Consider the following 24,276-nt stretch of genomic DNA (forward strand, 5'->3'; position numbering starts at 1 on the left):
AGCGGGCCCCGCCCATGCGCCCACAGGACATCTCGACAGCCCATGACAAGCCATCAGCAATGCGACATCGTGTGCGTCGTTGGCGCACGGCCGAATTTCATGAAGATCGGCCCGGTGATGCGCGCGCTGGCCGGCGCGGGCATCACCGCGCAGCTCGTGCATACCGGCCAGCACTACGATCCGGCGATGAACGAGCGCTTCTTCACCGATCTGAACATCCCGTACCCGGACATCAACCTGGAAGTCGGCTCCTCCTCCCACGCGGTACAGACCGCCGAGGTCATGAGCCGCTTCGAGCCGGTGCTGGACGCGCTGAACCCGCGGGCCGTGCTGGTCGTGGGCGACGTGAACTCCACCATCGCCTGTGCCCTGGTCGCGGCCAAGAAGGGGATCGGCGTGATCCACGTCGAGGCCGGACTGCGCAGCTACGATCGACGCATGCCGGAGGAGATCAACCGGGTTCTGACCGACCAGATCTCCGATCTCCTGTTCACCACCGAAGGCCATGCCATCGACAACCTCGCACGCGAGGGGATCGAGCGCGAGCGCGTCCACTTCGTCGGCAACGTGATGATCGACACCCAGCTCCACAACCTCGAGCGGGCCGTGCCCTGGGACGCATCCCTGCAATCCGCAGGTATCGACCCGGCGCGCTTCGCCCCGGAGGGTGCCTACGGCGTGCTGACCCTGCACCGTCCCTCCAATGTCGACGCCCCGGCGATCCTGGAACGTCTCATCGCCACTCTCGCGACTATCGCCCGCGAACTGCCCCTGGTCTTCCCGCTGCACCCCCGCACCCGCGACCGGCTGCAGGCCTCCGGGCTGGACCACCACCTGAGCGAGGCGCCCATCGCGGTCCTGCCGCCGGCCGGCTATCTGGAAATGCTGGGCCTGATGAAGGACGCACGAGTCGTGCTCACCGACTCCGGCGGCATGCAGGAAGAAACCACGGCCCTGGGCGTACCCTGCATCACCCTGCGGGAGAATACCGAACGGCCCATCACCATCGACGAGGGCACCAATGTCCTGGTCGGACACGACCCGAAGCGTCTGCAGGCCGCCTTCCGCGACGTCATGGACCATGGCGGCAAACAGGGCCGCGCCCCGCAATACTGGGATGGCCGCGCCGGCGAGCGCATTGCCTCCGTCATCGCCCAATGGCTGGGGCACGAGCCGCGCGCCCGCGCCACGGGCTGACCCGCATGCTGCTGCGCTCGCTGCTGTCCCTGATGTCGCCCGGCGGCTCCCGCGCGCGGCTGTCCATCCTGATCTATCACCGCGTCCTGCCCGCACCCGACCCGCTGTTGCCCGGCGATCCGCACGCCGATGAGTTTCGCTGGCAGATGCGCCTGCTGGCCCGCTCCATGAGCCCCTTGCCACTGGACGAAGCCGTGGACCGCCTGCAGGCCGGCACCCTGCCCGCCCGCGCGGTCAGCGTGACCTTCGACGACGGCTACGCCGACAACGCCGAGGTCGCCCTGCCGATCCTGCGCGAGGCGGGCGTGCCGGCCACGTTCTTCATCGCTACCGGGTATCTCGACGGCGGGCGCATGTTCAACGATACCCTGATCGAGACCGTACGCCGCCTGCCAGCGGGCCCCATCGATCTGACGCCGGAGGGTCTGGGACAGCGGCAGCTGGACACGGTCGCCGACCGGCTGGAGTTGATCCGCGAACTGATCGGCCGGTTCAAGTACCAGCCTGCGGAGCAACGCACGGCCGGCACCGAGGCCATTGCCCGGCGCTTCGGGCTGGAGCTTCCAGACGACCTGATGATGACCCGCGCGCAGGTCCACGAACTGGCAGCAGCGGGCATGGGGATCGGCGGGCACACGGCCACCCACCCGATCCTCACCGAGGTGGACGCCACCACCGCGCGCGCCGAGATCCAGCGCGGCAAGGCCGATCTGGAGACGCTGCTGGACCGCCCGCTGCGCCTGTTCGCCTACCCGAACGGCCGCCCGGACCGCGACTACGCCGCCGAGCACGTGCAGATCGCGCGCGAGTGCGGCTTCGATGCCGCCGTCTCCACCGCCGCCGGCGCCGCGCGCGCGGCTTCCGATCCGTTCCAGCTCCCGCGCTTTACCCCCTGGGACCGCACGCCCCTGCGCTTCGGCCTGCGCCTGGCCCGCAACCTCGCCGAGCCCCGGGAACGCCGCGCTGCATGACCCCAATGATATTCATCACCTTAGAGCACAGAACTCGCGAGACGGAAACGGAGGGGCGCCGTATGGATTTGCACTTCATGGGAGCCGGAACGTGAGAGGCCACGTGAAAAACACTGTACGTTCCGTGCTCAACCGCTTGGGCCTCGACCTGGTGACATACGAAAGCATGCAACGCTTCGAGGCCTTCCACCTCGCGGCGCGCCATGCACCCGACCTCATCGAATGCGCCATCAAGGAACAACAGTCGCAAGGCTCAACCGCCCGCTTCATCCAGATCGGAAGCAACGATGGCGTGCGGGACGACAATCTGCGCAAGCACATCATCGCGCATCATCTGAGCGGGCTCATGGTGGAACCGAATCCGGGCCCATTCGAACGTCTCAAGGCGTTGTACGACGATACGGACGGCATCGCCCTCGCCAACTGCGCCGTGGGCCCCGAAGCAGGAGAGAAGACCCTGTACGTCTTCGCCGAGCGGCAGGAAAAAGGCGTACCCCTCGACCTGTACAGTGCCTTCGACCGCCAGCAACTCGAGCGTGTCAAACGTCGCAACGGCTATCGCTCGGCCATTGCCCCCATCACCGTCGAAGTGTGCACCTTGCAGCGCCTGATTGAGGCTCATGACCTCCACGACGCCAGTCTTCTCGTCATCGACACAGAAGGGTTCGACCTGGAAATCCTGAAGAGCATCGACCTGCAGGCATTTCGCCCCCGACTGATCCAGATGGAGCACTACAACCTGAACGGATCCGCCGCCCGGGAGGCCGTGCAACGCCTGGTCGATACCGGGTACGCGACCAGCATGGGATGGCGCGACCTGACCGGAATCCTGCAACCAGGGCCGAATTCATGATGCCAGCCGGACGAAACAGAACTCGTTCGCACAGCCCTGGAAGTGGGAAACACGGAAGGGAGGGCTAAAGGTGACAAGACAGAGCTACAGGAACGTTGGCGGACCCTGGAAATCCCCGAAGGGGACCTCGGTCCACCCGACCTACTTCGGCCGCCACATTGAAGCTCCACGCAGATGCCGGTCCGAAACCGATGCGCTTCAGCTGGAACCGGCACATCGGGGGCCCGATCGATCCAACCGAGTATTGACGAAAAAGGCCGACGAAAGTATCAGCACCGATCCGCTCCATCATCCGCGCTTCGGCCTGCGCCTGGCCCGCAACCTCGCCGAACCCCTGGACCGCCGCGCCGCATGACCACCCGTGTCCACATCACGGTCGACACCGAGTTCAGCATCGGCGGGGCCTTTGCCGACCCGCAGGGCCGGCGGCCGATCGGCCCGCCGTCCGTCTACTGCGAGCGCCATGGTCGCTCGGAAGGTCTGGGCTATCTTCTGGAGACCCTGGAGCAGTACGGCATTCGCGGCACCTTCTTTGTCGAGACCCTGAACACCTGCTATTTCGGAGACGAGCTCATGGGGGGCATCGCGCGCGAGATCGCCGCGCGGGGGCATGACGTGCAACTCCACCTGCACCCCTGCTGGACGTACTTCGAACAGCCGAACTGGTCTCAACAGCTGCAGACGAATCCGCCGAACGATGACATCACCCGCCGCAGCGAGGACGAGCAGGTTCGGCTGATCCGGATGGGCCAGGACACCTTCACCCGCTGGGGCCTGCCCGCGCCCACGGTCCTGCGTACCGGCGGGCTCAAGGTCGGGCTTGGCGTCTACGCGGCGATGCGCCGCTGCGGCATGGGGATCGCCTCGAACATCGGCCTGGCGATCTACCGCCCGCGCGAGCCCGAGCTGCACTTATTCGCCGGACATCACGATATCGACGGCATACGCGAGTTCCCGGTCACCACCTACACGGACTTTTGCCTGCGGGGCGAGCGCCACTACAAGACCCTCACGATCACGGGATGCTCCTGGCCGGAGACCCGGACCGTCCTGAAAAAGGCCCGCGAACAGGGCGTATCGGATGTCGTGGTCCTCACCCACCCATTCGAGTTCGTGAAGCACCGGGGCGACGCCGCCCGGTCGCCGACCCTTGATCGCGTCAATCGTCACCGCCTGAAACGACTGTGCAAATTCGTCGCGGAACAGCCCGGTCTGGAGGCGGCCTGCATGAGCACACTCGGAAACGAGCCGGCAGCACCCCATGACGACACGCTCGATGTCCCCGCCTACCGGGCTCTGGGGCGCATCCTCGTCAACCGCCTCAACCACGCCTCGGTCGGGGTGTGAGCATGGCCCGCTCCCCCAGCGCCACGGCGACCCACCAGAACGATCGTGCCCGCGCAGCGAACTGGGTCCTGCGCCAGGCCTCGCCGAGCGAGACCTTCACGCCCCCGGCGCCGGGCACGATGATGGAGCATGACCCGGAGTGGCTGCTCGCCATACGGCACCCCGGCCACGGCAGCGTGCTGCTGGCCGAGCGGGACCCCCGCCAGTTACCCATCTATGTCCACGACGGGGCCCTCAGCTTCGTCCTCGGTGGCATGGCCCTGAGGCGCATCGAGATCCGCCGCCATGTACTCACCGGCAACCTGCCCGACTGGTCGCAGGATGACCTGACGGCCGTCCTCGGCGAGCTGCGAGGCCACCTGGACCGGCGCGGCGTGGTGTTCCTGATCGGCGTGGTCGAAGGCGAACCGCTCTGGCAGGCGCTGCAATCGGCCGAGCTCCGCCGTCACTACCACGTACTGCAAAGCGGCGAGACAGACACGCGGCGTCTGGCGGACCTGCCAGGCACCTTCGATGCCTATCTCGGCTCGTTGCCACGCAAGGCCCGCCAGGACATCCGCCGCAGTGAACGTCGATTCAGCGAACACTTCGGCCAAAGCGCACGCCTGGATGTCTTCTCCCGACCGGAAGAGATCACGGCGTTTCTTGATACCGTCGAGCCCGTATCGGCCCGCACCTACCAAAGCCGCCTGCTCGGACTGGGGGTAAAGCGAGGGCACTGGATTGAGCGCATGCTGCAGGCCGCCGCCGAACGCGGCTACGCGCGATGTTACGGCTTGTTTGTGGACCAGAAGCTGGTCGCCTGGAGAGTCGGCTTCGTCTTTCAGGGCACCTATTTCAGCCACCACATCGGCTACGACCCGGACTGGTCCGAATGGCATCCGGGCATTGTGCTGCAAGCACGGACCCTCCAGGACCTCTGTTCGCTGTCACCGACCATCCAGCGCGTCGACATGCTGCACGGAGACAACGCGGCAAAGCGCAAACTCTCGAACCAGTCGCGCCGCGAAGGCAAGTTCTACCTGTTCCCCCGAAACGTGCGGGGGACCCTCCTCTACACCTCGCTGGGCAGCTTCAACAGACTCTCTGACACCCTCTCTGCCCTCGCCGCACGCCTGAAATTCAAGGACCGGATCCGAAGGGTTCTGCGGCGGGTTTGAGGCGCGTGACGCCGAAGCCCCGCCGGCGGGTACCGGGGGTGGCGACAAGGCGTCCGGACGTGGTCGCGACAATGATCCCCGCCGGCCGCCAGCCTGCGCGCCGGAATGCCCGACGAGAGGCAATATTGGTGGAGCGGACATGACAGTACGCACGACCGTAGCCTTCCCGAAACAGCATCTCGCAGGCATGCCGAACCAGTGCCTGGGCGTGCCCCCGCCCGCGCTCGGATTCGGGCGTGTACAGGAAGGAGACAAAGAACGCCTCGGCCGGCAGGGAGAACCGCAACGGAATCGGCGTGGAGACATCGAATGCGCCGAACTGCACATTCAGCTGCGACACGATCCGTCCGCCCGTCTCCATTGCATGGATGCGCCCGCCCTCGCGCAACAGGCGCCGGGGTGAGCGACCGGTGTGTCCCGCGATCGACCGGGCCTGATCCTCGGGCAGACCGTCGAACCCCGCCACATCACAAAACTGGTGGTAGCACACTTCCGGCGGCCCCTCGTGCGGACTCCCGCCGTCCGTGGCGTCCGCGCGCAGTTCGTAGAGCCAGTGGACCTGGAGACCGGTCAGTCGCTTGAGCAGCCACAGGGCGGATGCCTCGAACGTCATCGGTGACAGGCGCAGCCGGCGCACGAGCGATCGCCCCTCAGCCTGCCGCGGCCGCCCGGGCACGACGCTTGGCCCGGCCCTTGAGCTGCAAGCGGCTCAGGACATCACTGGCCAGACGCGAAAGGTCCGTGACCGCCAGATACGAGTACACCAGGGCGCGGTTACGCCAGGACGGGCGCAACAGGTACACGTCGGCGCAATAGCGGGAGTCCTTCCCAAACAGGGACTTGTGCGCGCCTTCCCCCGGGCTGAAGTCGAACAGGGCAAAGCGCTCCTCGTGGAACAGCGCCTCCAGCACCAGCCACTGCAGGACCGTGCCGGGGGACAGGTCGGCATGCTCCTGCAAGTAGCCGAGGAATGCGTAACGCAGAATCCCGTCGTCGATCGGACAGTACAGATAGGCAATGGGCTGCCCCTGCAGAAACAGCAGGTACCCGCGCACCCGCCCCTCGCGAGCACGTTCCACCAGTTGCTCGACGAACGCCTTGCCCCCGGGAAGACCGGCATCCAGCAAGCGCTCCTGATAGGTCCGGGCGGACACCTCGCGGGCGAGTTGATGAAACTCCTGGATCCCCTCCGGCGTGTCGTATTGGCGCCAGTCGACCGCGCCGCCGGAGGCCTCCGCCAGCTTGCGCACCTTGCGGCGCATGCTCGCTCTCGTCTTCGCGGTGAACCGTCCCTGATAGGCGTCCCACCCGGTGGTCAAATCGATGAAATGGCGCTGGTATTGGCGTGGCACGAAGCGCAATCGCCCCCGAAACCGCGAGACGCGGGGCAGGGGCGCCTCCACCGGCATGGAGCGGATCAGGCAGTCCTCGTCCGGTGCGGCCGTCAGGATCTCTTCGGCATGCTCGGCACGAATCCGGGTAAACGGAAGCTGCAGCACCTGCATCGTGCGCACCGGCTCCGCCAGGGTGCGATACCCGAAGCGGAAAGGCAGATACACCGTCTGGCGCGCCAGCGGCAGGGCCGGGCTTTCCGGGGGCGCGGCAATAGCGCCGTTCACACCAGGATCTCCACGGGTTCCGGATGGCTGAGGAAGCGCGTGGGGCTCGCGGTGTAGCCGTAGGCGCCCGACTGGAACACCACGATCAGATCGCCCACGTCGGCGCGCGCCAGTTCCATCTGCTGGGCCAGCACGTCCAGCGGCGTGCACAAAGGGCCCACCACGTTCACGACCTCGCGCTCGGTACCGCGCACGCGATTGCCCACCACCACCGGATAGTTCTTGCGGATCACCTGGCCAAAGTTGCCGGAAGCGGCCAGGTGGTGATGCAAGCCGCCATTGGTGACCAGGAACACCTGACCGCGCGACTCCTTGCGATCCAGAACCTCGGCCACGTAAATGCCCGCTTCGCCCACCAGGTAACGCCCCAGTTCGAGAATGATCTCTGCATCCGGGAGCGCATCCCGCACCGCAGGCAGACGGCCTTCCAGGTGCTCCGCGACCGGCCCGAGATCCAGCGGTTGATCGCCCGGGAAATAGGGGATACCGAAGCCGCCGCCGATGTTCAGCATCTCGACCGGCCCCGGGGCGGACTCGGCCAGACGCAGGGCAAGCTCGAACGTCTGCCCCTGCGCCTCGACCAAGGTCTCTGGTCGCAGGTTCTGCGAGCCGGAGAAGATATGGAAACCGCGAAAATGCAGCCCGAGTTCGCCAATGCGGGCCAGCAGGTCGGGGACCCGTTCGGCATCGATCCCGAAGGCCTTGGGGCCGCCACTCATGCGCATGCCGGAGCTCTTCAGCTCAAAATCGGGATTCACCCGGACCGCGACACGGGGCTGATAGCCGGTGCGCGCGGCAATCGCGCCGACCCGCTCGAGTTCGGTGGGAGATTCCAGGTTGATGGTGATCCCGGCCGCGACAGCGGCCTCCAGCTCCGGCACCGACTTGCCCGGTCCGGCGAAGCTGATGTCATCCGGGCCGGTGCCGGTATCGAGCGCCACCTGCATCTCGCGCTGCGAGGCCACGTCGAGCCCGTCCACCTGCCCGGCCATGTGCTGCACGACCGCCGGCATCGGATTGGCCTTGATCGCGTAATGCAGCGAGAGGCCCTCCGGCAGGCTGCGGCGCAGCTGCGCGACCCGGCGAGTCATCGCCTCCCGGGCATAGGCATAAAAGGGGGTCTGCCCGACGCGTGCGGCCAGATCCACGAGCGACTGGCCACCGATTTGCAGGCAGTCGTCCACGACATTGAACTGGTCCATCGGGCTGTGGTCGGGGCGGGTATCGTTCACGCCGGCACCCCTTCCCGGAACAGGTCGCCAAACTCGCTGGCAAGCGCCTTGCGGTCGATCTTGCCGTTGGCGTTGCGCGGCAGTGGCTCGGTGCACAAACCGACATGCGCCGGCAGCATGAAGCCCGGCAAATGGGGGCGCAGCGCGTCGACCAAGTCATCCGCCCGCAGCCCCGGGGCCTGCGGCAGGGCCACCAGCACGATCGCTTGCCCCAGGCCCGCGTGTTCCACCCCCAGCGCGGCGGCCTCCGCCACCAGCCCTGTGGCATAGACCGCTTCTTCCACCTCGTTGGGGCTCACGCGGTACCCGGAAGTCTTGATCATCTCGTCACGGCGCCCAACGAAATAGAGGAACCCATCCGCATCCATGCGTACCGTATCGCCGGACCACACCGCCATCTCGGTCAGTGGCACACCGGACGGTTGGCCCGGCGCGGGGCGGAAACGTTCCGCCGTGCGTTCCGGATCATTCCAGTACCCCATGGCGACCAGCGCACCCCGGTGAACCAGCTCGCCCGGCTCGCCGGGGGCGCAGGGGCTGCCGTCCTCGCGGACCACCTGGATCTCCGCATTGGGGATCGCCCGGCCCATGGAGCCGGAACGCTTGTCCAGTTCGGCCGGCGGGAGATAGGTAGAACGAAATGCCTCGGTCAATCCGTACATCAGGTAGCAATCGGTGCGAGGAAGTTGTTCACGCAGGGCCGCGAGTGTCTCCTTCGGCATCGCACCACCGGAGTTGGTGATATAGCGCAGGGAGGCGCGTGCCGCTTCCGGCCATTCCAGGCGGGCGAGCTGGATCCACAGAGGCGGGACGGCCGCAAGGCCGGTGATGCCGTCGCGCTCCACGGCCCGGATCACGTCGCGCGGCAGCAGGTAATTCAGCAACACGGCCTCGGCCCCGATCCGGAAGGCGGTGGTCAGCTGACTCAGGCCATAGTCAAAACTGAAGGGGAGCACCGCGAGGATGCGATCCTCCGGCCGGTTGTCCAGGTAGGTCGACACGCTCTGCGCGCCCGCGACCATATTGCGGTGCGAGAGCACGACCCCCTTGGGGCGTCCAGTACTCCCGGAGGTGTAGAGGATCGCGGCCATGTCGGTATCGATCACCCGGTGCCCGCTCAAACCATCGCGATCCGGCTCGGCATCCCAGGCGTCCACTCGCACATGCCCGCCCCCGGCATCGCCCGAGTCCTGACCCGAGTCCTGGCTCGGCTCCTGCCCCACCACCAGCACCGTGTGCAGGTCGGGGCACCCGGCGAGTGCCGCACGCAATGCCGCCAGGCGGTCCGCGGAGGTCACCAGGATGCGTACGTTGCAATCGCGCAGGATGTGCGCCACCTGTTCCGCCTTGAGTAGCGGGTTGACCGGAACGAAGACACCGCCGGCGCGAGCCGCACCGAACAGGGCGTGAATCGTCTCCGGCCGCTTGTCGAGGTAGACCGCCACCCGTTCCTGACGCTCCAGGCCGCACCCCATAAGGCGCGCCGCCGAGCGCTCGATACTGGCCGCCAGCGTCGCGTAGTCCTCGACGGCATCCCGATGGCGCAGGGCCGGCACGGCCGCCGAGCGCTCGGCTTGCATCAATACGGAATCGTGCAGGAGAAAGGACATTCGGCGCCAAGGGGTCTCGGAGGCTGACGGATCGATCATACCCCACGCACTTTGCACCGCTGGCCGCCACCCGGCCGCAGCGTTAGTAGTCCGTTCGTCGGCCCGGCCTTAAATGCCTCTCGCCGCGTGTAACATCCGAAAAGACGCGCCATGAGCCATCCCTTTTCCGTCCGTCCCGGCCACAGCGGCGCGAGGTTCGAACTGCATGCGTGATTACCTGCTCGCCCTGATCGTCGTCGTGCTCGTGCCCCTGATCGTGCGCTACGCGTGGATCGGAATCCTGGCCTGGTTCTGGGTCGGGCTCTTTGCGCCCCAGTGGCACACCTGGACCTTCATGCGCGGGGCGCCCCTGGCGACCTACTTCGGCGGGGCGACCCTGATCGCACTGTTCCTGGCAAAGGACCGCAAACCGTTTCCGTTCACGCGCGAGACGGTGATGCTGTTCGCGCTGGCGGCGTATTTCGCGATGACCAGCCACTTCGCGGTGAATTCCAGTGGCGCATGGGACTTCTGGATCCACTTCATGAAGATCCTGCTGATCACCTTCATCACCCCCCTGCTGATCTACGGCGAGCGCCGCATTGTCTGGCTGCTGCTGGTGATCACCGCCTCGCTCGCCTTCTACGGATTCAAGGGCGGCATCTTCGCCATCCAGACGGGCGGGGCTCACATGGTCCTTGGGCCCGTTGGCTCCTACCTTTCCGGCAATACCTACATCGGCCTGGCCATGCTCATGGTGCTGCCACTCATCCTGGCAAGCGCGCGCATGTTCCATCACCAGTGGGTCGACCTCGGATTCGACCTGCTCCGTCGATTCTCGCGCCCCATCAGCTGGTTCCTCTATGGCGTCTTCTGGCTCACCGCCATCGCGATCCTCGCCACTCACTCGCGCGGGGCTTTTGTCGGCCTGCTCGCGATCGTGCCCCTGCTCTTCTGGCACATGCAGAGGAAATGGCTAATGGTCGGCGTCGGCTTTTTCCTGATAGCGGTGGTCGGTGTCACTGCACCGGAGCCACTGGTCGAGCGCTGGCAGACGATCGAGACCTACGAGGAAGACACCTCCGCCATGCAACGCATCCAGTCCTGGGGCATAGCCTGGAACATGGCGCTGGAACGACCGCTCACTGGCATGGGCTTCCGCAACGCCGCGCTGGGCTACGAGTGGTGGATTGGGTATGCCAATTTCGAGGGCGGCTGGCGCCACGTGCTATCCCCGCACAGCGTTTATTTCGGGATCCTGGGGCAACACGGGTTCGGCGGCCTGACCGTATTCCTGCTACTGATCGCCTTTACCTTTCACACACTCAACCGGGTCCGGCGCACGGCGCGCCAACGGACCGGAGAGATCTGGCTGTCGGAGTACGCCTGGGCCCTGCAGATTGGGCTCGTGGGCTATCTGATATCCGGCATCTTCCTGGATGTCGCCTACTTCAACCTGCTGTATGCCTTTATCGCCCTGACCGTCATCATGCGCAGGGAACTGGAACAGGCCCCGCTGGCAGCCACAGCCCCGGCATCCGCCCGGCCCTCCTCGGCATCGGAACCAGGCTCCGATGCCGGTCCCGAACCCGAGTCCGAACCGGCCCCCACCGGCAAGGACACGGTGATGTCCGGCACCCTGATGGGGCCGTCATCGTCCAGGGGCTGACTCGATTGCGGATGCAGACCTGATGGGGGCCATACCGATCATCCCTCCCTCCAACCCGGTAGTACCCGGGTTGGACCCTTGCCTCGACACGCTCGCCGCTGCATTACGCACACACATCCGGCCCGGCTGTGGCTTGCACGATCCAGTCGATGAAGCCCCTACACCCGCAGATCACTACGGCCAAACCGGTGCCGCTCTCGCGCTTGCAATCCTGGATGGGCCCGACTCGCAGACATGGCGGCGCCCCCTGGAGGCATGGGCGACCCTGCCCGCGCAACAGACCGGGCACGCCCCGTTCAACCGCTTCCTGCTGAACCTGCTCGCGGAGCACCTCGAGCGATCCGGGGAACGGGCAAGCGAAGTGGCGCACAGCCGGACATTGGCTCAAGGCTGCAAGTTGGCGCGCCGCTACCCATCCAACAATTGGACCTTGCTGGCCCGGCTGTGCGAACTGCAGGAGGCCAACGGCAAGGCCGAACCCCGGGCGCATGCGCGCCTGCGCGGACTCCTTGACCGCTGGACAACTCCTTCCGGCGCCTTCGTTGATTACCCGGCCCGCCCCGGCACACCGGCACGCGGGGCCACACCCGCGGCCTATCATCACAAAGCGTTATTCGTGGCGGTCATGGCCGCGGAGCTTGGCGAACCGGAAGCATGGCGGCCCACCATCGAGCGCCTGCTGCGATGGAGCCTCTACGTGTGGGACGGCCACGGCCATGCTGGCGGCCTCGGCCGGAGCAGCCATGCGCTCTTTGGAGATGCCTGCATGGTAGCGAGCCTGCTACTGCTCGGGGCCGCAACTGACGCACACCAGGACACCGCATCCGGACGGATGTTGAGCGGCCTTCTTGGGCGCTGGTCCGACCAGATTCGACCCGATGGCTTCCTGGCACTGAACCCCGCCGATACCGCCATTTCGGGCACAGGCTGGGACCCCTACATGCATCTGTCGGTCTACAACGCCTGGGCCGCGGCCATAGTCGCATGGGCGCGCTGTCGCACGAACCGCCCTGATCGCAAGCATGCCGTCCACCTCGATGCGCTCGAGGCCGCACAGCCAGCCCACATGGGGACCGAGCTTCTCCGGGCCGGGACACCGTCTGCCACCCTTGCCCTGGTCGCTACGCACGGGCAGCCTCCACAGGCCTTCAGCCGCGACACCGTGGAGCTGCGTTATGCCGGTGGCGTGCCATTGCACGTGACCTGGCAAGGGAACGTGCTGTGTCCTGCGCCTGCCCGAATACCCGTAAAAGCCCTGCTAGAGGCTCCCGCCCTGGCGGGCTGGACGCCCGTGTTCCTGATCGACGACCGCCTGTTCGGACTCACCGACTTCGAACAGTGCGAAAGCGAGGCTTCGGAAGAACGCTTGCGAGTAACGCTCTCGGGACACCCGCGCCCTTTGCTTCGCCTTGCCGACACAAGCCTACCGGCGCGAACCCTGGCAGCACTCGACTGGCGGTTGCTGGATGGCGCGCTAGGCCGGCGCGCCGCCCTGCGGAGAGCGCCACACCGGGACGTCGTCGGCACTGTCACCCTGATCATTTCCCTGAAGAAGCCTTGCATCGTGCAACGGCTGAACCTCGAATACGGCGGTCGACAGGGTCTCACCCTCCTGAACCCAGGCGGACACGCTGTCACCGACACGCAACGGGTGAATCGCGGGTTCAGACAAGCCGTAAACGGAGCCCAGCACGATTACTCATCTGGCGACTGGCACGAGACGCCCTTGCCCTCCGCCATTGCCGGTGGCATGGCGTTTTGCCAGAGCCCCGAAAGCATCCTGAAAGGCACTTACATGTCCGAACTGACACTCGAATGGCCCAGTCGGCACCGGGACGCGCCATGCTAGCCGCCCAACATCGCTTACGCCGTTGGCCGTCCACCCTTTTGTCCAAGGCGTCCGAAGGCCAGGCCCAGGATGTTCGGCAAGAACAGGACCGCCCCCAGCGGATCTCGACGCAGCGTCGCCCTCACCAAAGACCAGTCCAGGGGTTTACGGTGCCTCAGCTGGTGCAAGACGGCCGCGACGAAAGAACGCCGCGAGTCCGCCAGCTGTCCCCGCACAAATGCCCGCTGCTTCTCATCCAGCCGAATCTCTTCAAGAACCATGCGCGCGAGCGCGATGTAGTTGGATGTCAGGCGAACATAGCCTTCCGTCTTCCAGCCCGACTTGTCGAAGATATTCACGCCCTCGCCTTCGTCGGCATAAATACGGGGCGAAAATGCTACGCGTCGCAACGACTGCCCCAGTTGCAGCTTGAAGAACCGGTCCTCGCCCTGCATCAGACCCTCTGGAAACCGGTTCCTGGAAAATCGATCCAGCCGATATGCCATGGCATTCGCACTAATGATGCTGCTCCGACGTACCAGGAGATCGAAAAAGTCACCAGCAAACTCGTGAAGTTCGTGCTCCGGATCGATCAGCGGATGGTCCTCGGGATGAATATTGTCTTCCGGGGAATCCGCCCACTGGAACCGCGTTCTGGAAATCCCTGTTCGTTGCGTATCGCCAATGAACAGGTCGAAGCCCCGGCCGAGCGCGCGAACCGCATCTCCCAGAAACGGCCCAATCCACTGGTCATCCGAATCGAGAAATGCCACGAACGGTATGTCGCGAGGCACATGATCCAGACCGGTGTTTCTTGCCGCACCAGGCCCACCATTTTCCTTGCGGACGATCACGATCTCTCCATCATCCAGGAGGTCCCCGATCTCTTCGTCAGCCGGCAAGGGCGAACCATCGTCAACCACAATCACGCATATCGAAAGTCCAGCCCGCCAATCGAGAACCGATTGGACACAACGGCGCAAAAGACCGCGCTCTCGCTGAAAATACGGGATGACCACGGCGATCTTCAAAGGACCCTCGGACAAGGCGACTACTCCATCATGGGGATCAAGCGGCTAGCACGTGGCGCTCACCGCCATTTCTTACAAACCCAACATCCGGGAAGCATTCCACCCGATTGTGCTGGAGCCAGAGATGTATCTCTACAGCTATCGTAAACACCCCAACTTTGGGGACGCCCTTAACGACTACCTCTGGCCACGTTTCATCAATGCGCCACTGGAGACTGAGCCAGGATCCGACGAGGTATTTGTCGGCATTGGCACCTTGCTCAACGAACGCCTGCCCACCTCGGGCACTCTCCACATCTTCGGCAGCGGCCTCGGTTATGGAACGGTCCCTGCAGAAGCCATCGCGCGCTGGACGGTCCACTTCGTACGGGGTCCCTTGACCGCCGCCTCCCTGAACCTTGACCCGAAACTCGCCATCTCTGATCCCGGCATCCTCCTCCACCGCACCGAAGACCTCAACCGAAAAAAGGATATCGACTGCGCCTTCATGCCGCATCACGCCCTTTTCTCCGAACGAATGCGCCAGCTTTGCGAGCAGGCCGGCGTTCATTTCATTCATCCGGAAGCCCCTTGCGACAGCGTCATCGACCAGATCGGACGGTCCCGCAAGCTCATCTGCTCCGCCATGCACGGCGCGATCACCGCCGAAGCACTCCGTGTTCCCTGGCTACCCGTAATTACGAACCGCCAAATGTTACTGAGCAAGTGGCATGACTGGTCAGCCAGCATTGAGACTGAAGTCCAATTCCACAAGCTTCCGACAATATGGTCTCGCACCCACCGGTCACCCCATGGCTGGGTCCTTGCGAGATTCAAGGGAAACACCTTTTCCCGCAAACTGAAACAACTCTCACGGAAAGGTAATTTCCAATTAGGGGCCGAACGCATTCTTCAGGATCGCCTCCAGCGAATAGAGAACAAGATCCACGACTTCAACTCACACATATGCAGCCAAGTCGACAGCGCCAACCAACCCACGAAAGGCGCCTCGAAATTAAAGGCCGATTGGACTAAATAGCCCATACACCAAAGTCACTTAACCAAATCGACAAACACCAGGTGTTCGCATGACAGGAAACACAATACACCCGGCCGAGACCGACACGCTGCGCAAGCGAAAACAGAACAATGTCGGTTTCGACTGATATTCAATATCACCCATGGGGACGACTGCCATGACCATCTACGTCGAACGAACGGAGCAACGCGAAGAAGATGGCTGGGCCATTTTCGAAACAGCAGTCCACCATCCACGACTGCCGAACAGCCTTTACTTCCGTACGCTCAGCCGTTATTCCGACCACATATCCGCAGAATCCGACGCGCCCGCGCTAGCTCTCCTTATCCCCGCCATGGCTTTAGGTGAGGACATACACCTATCCACAACCGTTTCCGAGAAACTTCTCCGGAACCTTAACGGCCCAGTTCAGACGATCCTCCTCGCTATTGCGCCGCACCTCACACATGTAAAAGTAATAGCCAAACCCGAACCACGCCCTCCTCACCATGGAGACGGGCTTGTAGCGACTGGCTTTTCTTCCGGGGTCGACTCCTTCTGCACTTTAACGCAATACCGGCCCGACAATGCGCCGCAAGGTTTCGGGCTCTCTTTCTTAACATACAACAACGTAGGATCGCAGAGGCTCTCTAATTCTAAAGAGTTCATCGAACGATACGAGCGCCTAAATGAAAAAGCATCCAAAGAGGGGTTCGCGCTTGTTCCGATCGACTCGAACATGGACGACTTCTTCCACAAATATAAAGACATTGATTTTGCGCAGACGCACTCCGTTCGAAACAGCGCGACAGCACTTCTCCTTCAAAAGCGAACCGGTCGATTTTTGTACTCTTCAGCCTATCCGTATTCGTCTACATTTGTGGGTAAAACGTGCTTTATCGCGCACGCAGACCCGGTCTTGTTGCCCCTTCTTGGGACTGAAGCCATGGAGATCCTACCCGTTGGGGGCGAGCTTAACCGGGTTCAGAAAACGATGACCCTAGAAGCGAATTCGACCGCGCAAAAGGGCTTGGACGTATGCGTAACCAATGAAAAGGGGGAGAACTGCTCGCGCTGCGAAAAATGCCTGAGAACACTTTTGTGCCTAGAAATCACAGGCAACCTACAAAAATTCAGCGAATCCTTCGATCTCAATGTTTATGAAAAAGAGCGAATTCGATACATTGCCGGAACCATTCGAGGACGTAGGACATACGACAAAGAATTACAAGAGGCGATGAAACTATACCGGTTTCGGGGACCCCTGAGGGCGCAAATCATAGCCAGCGCCAGGATTCCAGAGATGCAATACAAGGTTCGGCAGCTACGAAAGGTTGTCCGGAACACGATGCGGGCCGCCCGAGGGAAATGGGGGTAGCAAGGGGGCATAAAGGCGGCCTCCAAACATAGCTTTGGAATAAAGCGCGCGTGGGCCATTGCGGACGTGTACGGAAATCCTGCGTCCGGGACCGGCCCCCACGCCACTGCAGCAGTCAATATGCAACGGCTAGATAGGTCGCTATCGGGAGCGCACATGCCCCCTTAGAAGTCGCCAGTAAGAGTTCCGGACCCGGATAGTCCAATCCTGGAATCGGCCCGAATCGGTGGACATTCGTCGGGAGAGTTTGCTCGTCCCCTGCCAAGCTTCAAATCGCGGACCCACCTCACGTTCGATCAGGCTGACCCACCGGTCGACAGTGTTGGCACGGGACCCTGTACTGGAGACCGACGTGGCCGCAGCACGGATGACGTCAGCTCCCCATTCGGGGTCTCTCTGCAGGCGGCCAAGGTATCGCGACAAATCCTGCTCATTAGCGCACCGCAGGAAGTCCCGTCCGTCTGTTCCCAGTTGAGTATAGGCCGAGTCACAACCACCAAGAAAAACGGATCCGGCTAGCCATGCATTGAACATCTTCGTTGGCGGTTTCTCGTCGTGTTTCTTGCAGGAAAAATCACGCACACCCACGGCCACATCGATATCGTGATAGTCAGTCCACTCGGGGGCCGCCTTCAAACGGAATTCCATTCCGTACAGCGCACAAATACGCTCCCACCACTCTCGGTCGCGACAAAGGTTACGTTCAAGCCCGAAGAAACCAACGGTGCGAAAGTCGGTTCTGGAAGCATCGCGCCTGACCAGGCCTGGCTGGGGCCAGTGGGGGACCCAGAATGCACGACGGGATGTTTGCCGCTGATTCTGGACAATCGAAAGGTTCGCCCATCGAGGGCGCAGTTGATCGGCATCAAGGCTGACCTTGAAAATCTCGGGGCTCACAGGGCGCCGCCGGATATCCGCCGCGAGCCCGAAGTTGATCGCACCGGGGTGAAAGTCCTCGCCCGTGCTGACGTCCAGTCCAGAATTGCGGAGTTCTAACGCCGTCTGACCAATCCAGGCCCAGCTGCTGGTGTGGAAAAGACCGGGACAGTCATCAAGGGGCACACCGACGAACGAATCGACGAACTCGCGAACGGCTGCAGGAGCCAGGAAATGCAGGGGGTAACGATGACCAGTTGCGGCGGGCATGGGTTCAGTCACTGCTGCCCGGGGGGCCAAGAAAGTGCGAAAGCCCGAGCTGCGCACAGACTTCCCGCAAATCGTAGTTGGAAGGGAGGTCCTTGCTCAGGTCGCGTCGAGCATCCGTCGGCGAAGTTTTCCGATAATGTGGGTTTCCGATTCGGGTGCAATGCCCTTCATGCAAGGGCCGGGGGTTGACCGCAACGACATCGCCGCCCGCCTGTTCGTCCCACATAAGGATGCCCACGCCATGGTCCTTCATGTATTTTTTGCGACTGGTCGCTTGCGGACCCGTTGGTGCGTTGGGGTGGGCCATTGGATGCCGCCACCACCCACAGCCCGCGTTGAACTGATCCAGACTGGCTTGCCTGGTTGTACAACCGATTAGCTCCCAGTAACGACCGTAATGGCCTCTGAGTCTGCGCAGCCATCCAAGCCTCATGTCTACCGCTGCTGTCTGGCCGTCCCGGAGGGACTTGAAGCGATCGGACAGACGACGAAACAGAGGCTCGCGGACCAACAGATCGGAGTGCCAGAAAGCGAGACGCGGGGCAAAGAGCCAGGCGAACTCGATTGGGAACATCATCGACATGGCGGGCAGATCGAGGCCCTCGTTGAAATCGACCAACCGGGCACCCTCGATTAGTGGTGGCGGCCCGATCCGGGGGTCGAATCCGACAATCGGAGTCCAGCCCGCAGATGCCACCATCCTCTGCTGGACCAAACACCAGTCACTCTGGACATTCCAGCAGAGCCAGGGGAGATCAATTCCGGTCAGGGCATCCGCCCATTTTCCGGAGGCGAGAGCCTGTGCCTGCTCCGCCTGCTCGCCAGAGATCCAATGCCAGCTCCCCTTCCCAACATAAAAGGGACGGAGCGCTTCTTCCTCTGCCTCTTTGGCATCCTCGACTGCTGCTCTAGACAATGGCTGGCTCCCCCTGATAGGTCAGGTGGCCGGCATAGAGAGTAATCCACCAAAGGTATCTAGGTTGCCTAGCGCACACGCTTTCCCGAATGCGGGATAACGACAAGCCATCCAGGGAAGAGGTGAAAGCTTCTGAACGCAGGTTGAGCATCATTCGAAGCCCCGGGGAGACGCTAACCAAATCGGATGTTTGCGCAAGATGCCATTTGGCCTGGCCCTCGGAACGGCGCACCACCATGGTTACCTCTGGAGGTGCGAGGGTGTGGCGATCAAAACGAGCATCCCGTTCACCATCTAGACCAAGGGCCTTAGGCCGATGGTCTAGATGGTCTAGATGGTCTAGATGGTGCGGAGTTTGCAGACCCCAGTCAGTGCGAAAGCGCACATAACCTACACTCGGTTGGTTTATGCCTCCGGCGCAAAACACCCAGCGGTTTCTACCCCGGTCAATCGAATCGAGCGGTGTTCGATCTGGACCTCGCAGTAATGCAGCCCTCAGGGAGGCGCTGGTTCACGCTTCCGCACTCGAGTTCGCGCTCCGCCGAAGCGTTAGTAGAAGGAGATTGAGGCCATTACGGCCTGTTTTAATCCCTGTTTTCGCCATTTTCGGCTGTTACCGGGGATTCAATGCGGCCCAAAAGGGAAACGCCGCCTGGCACCAGATCGGCGGGTAGCCATGCCAGGCAGGAAGGAAGGAAGGATTCTCAGTCGGTGTTTCCCCAGATGCCGCTCTACAAGCCTCAGGGAACCATCAGGCCAACCCCGATGCCAGTTTCTGGAATTCCTTGCTTTGCGAATTCAGACAGTCCCATGCGCCTTCGGCCGAGACCGCCCCCTTGTCCAACAGGTAAATCGTGTCGCAATTACGCACCGTGGTCAGGCGATGGGCGACCAAGAGGATGGTCTTGTTGCCGGAGAGGTTCTGAATCGCATCCATCACGGCGCGCTCGGTGGCGTTATCCAGGGCGCTCGTCGCTTCGTCGAAGAAAAGCACATCGGGATCACGGTACAGGGCCCTGGCAATGCCGATCCTTTGACGTTGCCCGCCGGAGAGTCGTGTACCGCGTTCGCCGATGACGGTGGCGTACCCGTGAGGCAATTCCTGGGTTACAAAATCGTGCAGGTTGGCGAGGCGAGCCGCTTTCTCGACCGCCGCCTGGTCGATCTGTTCTTCGGGAACACCCAGGGCGATATTCGCGGCCACACTCTGGTCAGCGAGAAAGATGTGTTGCGGGACGTAGCCCAGGGCTGCCTGCCAGCGACGGATATTGGCTCGTGTCAGGGGTTCGCCATCGATCAGGATAGTGCCCTGCTCGGGTTCCAACAGGCCCAGCAACACATCGACCAGGGTGCTCTTTCCGGCACCGGACGAGCCCACGAATCCGACCGTGGTTCTGGCGCGAATCTCCAGAGAGATGTCTTTCAGGGCAGGGTGCTCGTGTTCGGGATACCGATAGGTGAGACCTTGCACCTTGATGGACCGAGTCGGAGCCAGCGGAGCGAGTCGATCGTTGCGCGAAATGGGAGGCGTACTGTCAGAGAACTGGCCAAGGTCCCGAAGAACGCTGTCGACCGCGGCCGCATTGAAACGCAGCGAGGCGACCTGCTGGAAGATCTTCTGAAACGCCGGGATCAACTGGCGTCCGGCCAGCGCGTACAGGCCGATCAGGGGCAAGGCCTGAGCCAGCCCACCGTCCCCCGCCATCAGATAGAGCACCAGGACGAGAACCCCGCCGAATGCAATCGCCTCGATCGCGTATTGCGGGAGGCTCTGCAGCAGGACCGCATTCGCCTGGTGACTCGCAAACCGCTTGGATGGCTTCCGGTACCGCTCCAGGTAATCACGCTCCCGCCCCAAAAGACGGATCTCCTTGGCACCGGCAAAGGCCTCGGCCGCGGCCGTGAAACGCTCGCGATTGGCCTCCACGCGGTCCAGGCCGATGCGGTTCAGCCACGTCCGCGACGCCACATAAATGACCGCATAGATGCCACCGAGGCCAGCCGCTGCGATCAAGGCCAGCCAGGGCTGCACCACAACCAGAAGTGCGATGATGAAGGCCGCGAGTAACAGCTGGCTCGCGAGCTTCAGCGCGGGCATCAGCGCGCCATTGATCGCCTGGGTGGTTTCCTGCAGTACCGTTTTGGCCAGATCACCGGAGTTTCGATTAAGGAAGAAGGTGAACGGGCGGCTGAGGTAGTCCCCCATCAGGCGCCGGGAGAGCTCGTACTGCTGCATGTGGGTGAACCGCGTGATGGCCCACTGGTTGAATGCCTGGAGCGCGGTACCGGTCATGAACAGAACAAAGGCCGCAAGACCCAGGAAGTACAGGAAGCGGCTGGTCGATTCGAAGCCAAGCCATTCGTAGGCAAAGCGCAGCATCTCGTTGTCGTGGACCATGCCCGGATCGGAGAGAACCGCCAGAAACGGCATGACCGAGGCGATGCCGGCGGTCTGCATGAACGCCGTGGCAATCATCAGGATCAGCAGCAAGACGACCTTGCCGCGATCGCGGGGGTCGAGCAGGGCATTCAGCTTGTGCAGAGTTTGCAGCATGGTTTCGCCGAACCGGGATCCTTCGCACGAGGGGCCTTGTCGCAGCCCCGTAGACAACCGCCATCAGGCGGCCGTTAGCCAGGCCTGGCGGCCGGCTTCTCGTCTGGATTGTACGAGATGGGGCGTTCGCGGATGCTGCGCTGAAGGCACCGTGGACGTGCCTGGGTACGACTGGCCAGATGGGCCGCCAGTCCGGGCCGACCCAAAAACCCCCGGAAGCCGCAGCAGTAAAGGGTTCCCGAGGAGAGCGAGGACTGCATCCATGCCAAACGCCAGGATAACGAAGGGTTTACTGACCGGCTTCCTGCGCTCCGTCGAACGCTTCCCGGAACGCCCCGCCCTGGAGGTCGAGGGTCGCGCCCTGAGCTACGAGGAGCTGTTTGCGGCCGGCGCGGATATTGCGGACACGCTGCAGCAGAGCCCGGCCGGGCCCGGCCGGGTCGGTGTACTGGCCCAGCGCTCGCTCGCGATGTACCGCGGGATTCTGGGCACCCTGATGGCCGGCCAAGCTCTGGTTCCGCTAAACCCGGGGTTTCCCACGGAACGTACGGTGGCCATGGCCGAACAGGCCGATCTGTCGGCGTTGCTGGTGGATACCCAGGGTCTTGAGCGGCTCGATGAACTGCTGCAGGCATTCTCCCGCCCGCTCCTGATCCTGCTACCTGATACGCAGCGACTGGAGGACCTGCAAACGCGCTGGCCCCGACACGACGTCCGGGTGGCCGGCGATTCCCATCGGCCCGCGGACTGGGCGCCGGCGGCCGTATCCCCGGATGACCTGGCCTGCCTGTTCTTCACCTCCGGCAGCACGGGCAAGCCCAAGGGCGTGGGCGTTCTGCAGCGCAACGCAGCCCGTTTTGTGGAGATGTCGCAGGAGCGCTACCGCGAGTTCGGCATTAGCGAGACGGACCGCTTTTCGCAGTTCTACGACATCACCTTCGATTCCTCGATGTTCGACCTGTACGTGTCGTGGGCCTTTGGCGCCTGCCTGTGCTGCCCCTCCGCCAAGGAGTGGTTCAACCCCAACCGCTACATCGCGGACAAGGCCCTCACGGTAATCGACATCACCCCCTCGGCCGGGCACGGGATGAATCGCCGCAACGGCTGGGCGCCGGGACGGTTCCCGGATCTGCGCCTGTGCCGCTTTGGCGGGGAGGCCCTGTCAGCGGAGCTGGCCGAGGCGATGGCGGCCGCCGCCCCCAATGCCATTGTCGACAATGCCTACGGGCCCACCGAATGCACGGTGGATGCCTGCTACTACCGCTGGGACGGGGAGCGCTCGCCGGCGGAATGCGAGCACGGCATGGTGCCGATCGGCTACCCGGGAAACCAGGTCGGACTGCGCGTGGCGGACGAGACCCTGCGGGAGGTGCCGGTCGGGGCCGAGGGCGAACTGCTGATCAGCGGCCCGCAGGTGACGCCCGGCTACTGGAAGGACCCCGAACGCACGGCGCAGGCCTTTGTGCACCTGGACGATGGGCGCGTGCACTACCGCACGGGGGACCTGGTGCGTCGCCCGCCCCCGGGCGAACCGATCATCTTTCTCGGGCGCCTGGATCACCAGATCAAGATTGGCGGGGTGCGCATCGAGCTCGGCGAGGTGGAGGCCGCACTGCGCGAGGCCGCCGGCACGGACCAGGCAGTGGCCGTTGGATGGCCACGAACGGAAAGCGGCGCCTCGGGGATCGTGGCCTTCGTGGTCGCGGAAGATATGGACGAATCGGCTATACGCGACCGACTCCGCCAGCGACTGCCCACGGTGATGGTGCCCCGGGCCATCCACTCGCTGGACAACCTGCCGCTCAACGCCAATGGCAAGGCCGACCGAAAGGCACTGATCTCGACCCTGGAAGAGACGGCGACCCCGTAACCACGAGGCTGCGCCGAGCCTCTGGCCAACGTCTGTTTCCAGGCTACGCCGGCGCGACCACTCCAGGCACAGCCAGGTACGTATGCCGGAGATGCAATACCTCGAACCCCTTGCGGAGGTGGTTTTGATAGGACGGGTCCGGCCTGTCCGGTGTCCCCACGGCGGTATCCGTGATCACCGACGTACACCCATGCAGCGACGCGTCCCTGAGGCAAGCGGAGATGAGCGCCCCATGCAGGCCACGTCCACGGTAGTCCGGGCGGGTTGCTTCCCACCCGGCCCAGGCCACCCCGTCCCCGAGATACAACAGGCCGGTTGCCACCACCGTTCCATCGTCGAGCGCCAGCCACTGACGCCATTTGGGTGATCGCGGCAGTTCCGCCAGAAGGGCCTTTGCCTCCTGCGGCACGGAGAACGCATCGACCGCCAGCGCGGCGCCGGCATCTTCGTCTTCTGGCCGCCAGGGGCGGATCTCGAGATCGCTCTTCCCCTCGGGGACGTCGCTGCTGGACCGTATCAGGACCGCAGATGCCGCACCCCGGCGAATCCTGCGATCGCGTAGCCATTGGAGAACAGACTCCGGCCGGGCATGAGGGCTAAGCTCGATTGCCCAGGGAAGGTCATGCTCGGCGTACAGGGCGGCTAATTCATCAATATGGGCCTTGGTCGCCGGGCCTGAAACGCCCAGTCCCAGCACCCGGTTAAAGACCAGCATCTTCTTCAGGCCCGGGGCGATCAGGGCAACATGCGTCCCGCTGCGGACCGCTCGAAAGCCCGGGATGCCCGCGCTTTCGGCCAGCTGCATCATGCTCTCGTAGGCCTCGGCCTCGACCCGCTCGGCCTGGGCGGAAGATGGATCTTCAGTCATGGCACCTCCTCCTGTCTCCGGCTTGGGTCTTGCCGATGGCCCTTAATCACC

19 protein-coding genes are annotated in these 24,276 nt (G+C 63.6%); 10 read left to right on the top strand and 9 right to left on the bottom strand.

Annotation, left to right across the window (positions count from 1 at the left end):
* Nucleotides 1-42 precede the first annotated feature (42 nt).
* The 5 genes from wecB to B0684_RS00210 all read left to right on the top strand — a co-directional run bounded on the left by wecB (nucleotide 43) and on the right by B0684_RS00210 (nucleotide 5,528).
* A complete protein-coding gene (gene wecB, locus B0684_RS00190) occupies nucleotides 43-1,197 on the top strand; it encodes a non-hydrolyzing UDP-N-acetylglucosamine 2-epimerase (protein ID WP_018650635.1) in 1,155 nt (384 codons plus the stop codon).
* A 5-nt stretch (nucleotides 1,198-1,202) separates the two neighbouring features.
* Nucleotides 1,203-2,168 carry a polysaccharide deacetylase family protein gene (locus B0684_RS00195; protein ID WP_026313105.1) on the top strand — a complete coding sequence of 322 codons (966 nt, stop codon included), beginning with the start codon at nucleotides 1,203-1,205 and terminating at the stop codon, nucleotides 2,166-2,168.
* Between the two features lie 103 nt (nucleotides 2,169-2,271).
* Entirely contained in the window at nucleotides 2,272-3,021 is a 750-nt protein-coding gene (locus B0684_RS00200; protein WP_233123337.1) for an FkbM family methyltransferase, read from the top strand.
* A 351-nt stretch (nucleotides 3,022-3,372) separates the two neighbouring features.
* Nucleotides 3,373-4,368, top strand: coding sequence for a polysaccharide deacetylase family protein (locus tag B0684_RS00205; RefSeq protein ID WP_018650639.1), 996 nt, complete (start codon nucleotides 3,373-3,375; stop codon nucleotides 4,366-4,368).
* A 2-nt stretch (nucleotides 4,369-4,370) separates the two neighbouring features.
* A complete protein-coding gene (locus tag B0684_RS00210) occupies nucleotides 4,371-5,528 on the top strand; it encodes a GNAT family N-acetyltransferase (RefSeq protein WP_018650640.1) in 1,158 nt (385 codons plus the stop codon).
* On the opposite strand, the gene B0684_RS00215 is transcribed toward B0684_RS00210, so the two are convergent.
* From B0684_RS00215 to B0684_RS00230, 4 genes are read right to left on the bottom strand one after another with little or no spacing between them, the layout of a single operon-like run.
* Nucleotides 5,491-6,141: a GNAT family N-acetyltransferase gene (locus tag B0684_RS00215; protein WP_026313106.1), complete on the bottom strand. Its 651-nt coding sequence runs from the start codon at nucleotides 6,139-6,141 to the stop codon at nucleotides 5,491-5,493. The genes B0684_RS00210 and B0684_RS00215 overlap by 38 nt on opposite strands.
* 37 nt (nucleotides 6,142-6,178) lie before the next feature.
* A complete protein-coding gene (locus B0684_RS00220) occupies nucleotides 6,179-7,147 on the bottom strand; it encodes a GNAT family N-acetyltransferase (RefSeq protein ID WP_018650642.1) in 969 nt (322 codons plus the stop codon).
* The gene (locus B0684_RS00225) at nucleotides 7,144-8,379 is read right to left on the bottom strand and encodes a pyridoxal-dependent decarboxylase, exosortase A system-associated (protein ID WP_018650643.1); all 1,236 of its coding nucleotides are present in this window, start codon (nucleotides 8,377-8,379) and stop codon (nucleotides 7,144-7,146) included. Before B0684_RS00225 ends, B0684_RS00220 begins: the two co-directional genes overlap by 4 nt.
* Complete coding sequence (locus B0684_RS00230; RefSeq protein ID WP_018650644.1) at nucleotides 8,376-9,989, bottom strand: acyl-CoA ligase (AMP-forming), exosortase A system-associated; 1,614 nt, start codon at nucleotides 9,987-9,989, stop codon at nucleotides 8,376-8,378. The genes B0684_RS00225 and B0684_RS00230 overlap by 4 nt, the downstream gene beginning before the upstream one ends.
* Nucleotides 9,990-10,194: 205 nt before the next feature.
* Here B0684_RS00230 and B0684_RS00235 point away from each other — a divergent pair, with 205 nt between their 5' ends.
* Nucleotides 10,195-11,637: a putative O-glycosylation ligase, exosortase A system-associated gene (locus B0684_RS00235; RefSeq protein ID WP_018650645.1), complete on the top strand. Its 1,443-nt coding sequence runs from the start codon at nucleotides 10,195-10,197 to the stop codon at nucleotides 11,635-11,637.
* 22 nt (nucleotides 11,638-11,659) lie between these two features.
* Nucleotides 11,660-13,486, top strand: a complete 1,827-nt coding sequence (locus B0684_RS00240; RefSeq protein WP_018650646.1) for a hypothetical protein — start codon at nucleotides 11,660-11,662, stop codon at nucleotides 13,484-13,486.
* 14 nt (nucleotides 13,487-13,500) lie between these two features.
* On the opposite strand, the gene B0684_RS00245 is transcribed toward B0684_RS00240, so the two are convergent.
* Nucleotides 13,501-14,511: a glycosyltransferase family 2 protein gene (locus B0684_RS00245; RefSeq protein ID WP_018650647.1), complete on the bottom strand. Its 1,011-nt coding sequence runs from the start codon at nucleotides 14,509-14,511 to the stop codon at nucleotides 13,501-13,503.
* Nucleotides 14,512-14,620: 109 nt separating this feature from the next.
* Between B0684_RS00245 and B0684_RS00250 the strand changes: the two genes are divergently transcribed.
* Nucleotides 14,621-15,514 carry a glycosyltransferase family protein gene (locus B0684_RS00250; RefSeq protein WP_018650648.1) on the top strand — a complete coding sequence of 298 codons (894 nt, stop codon included), beginning with the start codon at nucleotides 14,621-14,623 and terminating at the stop codon, nucleotides 15,512-15,514.
* 157 nt (nucleotides 15,515-15,671) lie between these two features.
* A complete protein-coding gene (locus B0684_RS00255) occupies nucleotides 15,672-16,871 on the top strand; it encodes a hypothetical protein (RefSeq protein WP_233123341.1) in 1,200 nt (399 codons plus the stop codon).
* A 141-nt stretch (nucleotides 16,872-17,012) separates the two neighbouring features.
* On the opposite strand, the gene B0684_RS13910 is transcribed toward B0684_RS00255, so the two are convergent.
* The 3 genes from B0684_RS13910 to B0684_RS00270 form a co-directional block, all read right to left on the bottom strand.
* Nucleotides 17,013-18,017 carry a hypothetical protein gene (locus B0684_RS13910; RefSeq protein ID WP_233123343.1) on the bottom strand — a complete coding sequence of 335 codons (1,005 nt, stop codon included), beginning with the start codon at nucleotides 18,015-18,017 and terminating at the stop codon, nucleotides 17,013-17,015.
* Nucleotides 18,018-18,021: 4 nt separating this feature from the next.
* Nucleotides 18,022-18,933: a hypothetical protein gene (locus B0684_RS00265; protein ID WP_018650650.1), complete on the bottom strand. Its 912-nt coding sequence runs from the start codon at nucleotides 18,931-18,933 to the stop codon at nucleotides 18,022-18,024.
* A gap of 751 nt (nucleotides 18,934-19,684) precedes the next feature.
* Nucleotides 19,685-21,487 (bottom strand): ABC transporter ATP-binding protein, encoded by a 1,803-nt coding sequence (locus B0684_RS00270; protein ID WP_018650651.1) that lies wholly within the window; start codon nucleotides 21,485-21,487, stop codon nucleotides 19,685-19,687.
* Nucleotides 21,488-21,749: 262 nt separating this feature from the next.
* On the opposite strand from B0684_RS00270, the gene B0684_RS00275 reads away from it, so the two are divergent.
* The gene (locus tag B0684_RS00275; RefSeq protein WP_018650652.1) at nucleotides 21,750-23,357 is read left to right on the top strand and encodes an amino acid adenylation domain-containing protein; all 1,608 of its coding nucleotides are present in this window, start codon (nucleotides 21,750-21,752) and stop codon (nucleotides 23,355-23,357) included.
* A gap of 43 nt (nucleotides 23,358-23,400) precedes the next feature.
* Here the strand turns inward: B0684_RS00275 and B0684_RS00280 are convergent, their stop codons facing one another.
* Nucleotides 23,401-24,225: a GNAT family N-acetyltransferase gene (locus B0684_RS00280; RefSeq protein WP_018650653.1), complete on the bottom strand. Its 825-nt coding sequence runs from the start codon at nucleotides 24,223-24,225 to the stop codon at nucleotides 23,401-23,403.
* Nucleotides 24,226-24,276 lie beyond the last annotated feature (51 nt).

Origin of the sequence: Thioalkalivibrio versutus (genome assembly GCF_001999325.1) — a bacterium.
GTDB classification, from domain to species: Bacteria; Pseudomonadota; Gammaproteobacteria; order Ectothiorhodospirales; family Ectothiorhodospiraceae; genus Thioalkalivibrio; species Thioalkalivibrio versutus.

What these genes read in the sequence shown, in the direction of transcription:
- wecB (WP_018650635.1), top strand. Translation starts at nt 43, where the DNA reads ATGACAAGCCATCAGCAATGCGACATCGTGTGCGTCGTTGGCGCACGG.
- B0684_RS00195 (WP_026313105.1), top strand. Translation starts at nt 1,203, where the DNA reads ATGCTGCTGCGCTCGCTGCTGTCCCTGATGTCGCCCGGCGGCTCCCGC.
- B0684_RS00205 (WP_018650639.1), top strand. Translation starts at nt 3,373, where the DNA reads ATGACCACCCGTGTCCACATCACGGTCGACACCGAGTTCAGCATCGGC.
- B0684_RS00210 (WP_018650640.1), top strand. Translation starts at nt 4,371, where the DNA reads ATGGCCCGCTCCCCCAGCGCCACGGCGACCCACCAGAACGATCGTGCC.
- B0684_RS00215 (WP_026313106.1), bottom strand. Translation starts at nt 6,141, where the DNA reads ATGACGTTCGAGGCATCCGCCCTGTGGCTGCTCAAGCGACTGACCGGT.
- B0684_RS00230 (WP_018650644.1), bottom strand. Translation starts at nt 9,989, where the DNA reads ATGTCCTTTCTCCTGCACGATTCCGTATTGATGCAAGCCGAGCGCTCG.
- B0684_RS00235 (WP_018650645.1), top strand. Translation starts at nt 10,195, where the DNA reads ATGCGTGATTACCTGCTCGCCCTGATCGTCGTCGTGCTCGTGCCCCTG.
- B0684_RS00240 (WP_018650646.1), top strand. Translation starts at nt 11,660, where the DNA reads ATGGGGGCCATACCGATCATCCCTCCCTCCAACCCGGTAGTACCCGGG.
- B0684_RS00250 (WP_018650648.1), top strand. Translation starts at nt 14,621, where the DNA reads ATGTATCTCTACAGCTATCGTAAACACCCCAACTTTGGGGACGCCCTT.
- B0684_RS00255 (WP_233123341.1), top strand. Translation starts at nt 15,672, where the DNA reads ATGACCATCTACGTCGAACGAACGGAGCAACGCGAAGAAGATGGCTGG.
- B0684_RS13910 (WP_233123343.1), bottom strand. Translation starts at nt 18,017, where the DNA reads ATGCCCGCCGCAACTGGTCATCGTTACCCCCTGCATTTCCTGGCTCCT.
- B0684_RS00270 (WP_018650651.1), bottom strand. Translation starts at nt 21,487, where the DNA reads ATGCTGCAAACTCTGCACAAGCTGAATGCCCTGCTCGACCCCCGCGAT.
- B0684_RS00275 (WP_018650652.1), top strand. Translation starts at nt 21,750, where the DNA reads ATGCCAAACGCCAGGATAACGAAGGGTTTACTGACCGGCTTCCTGCGC.
- B0684_RS00280 (WP_018650653.1), bottom strand. Translation starts at nt 24,225, where the DNA reads ATGACTGAAGATCCATCTTCCGCCCAGGCCGAGCGGGTCGAGGCCGAG.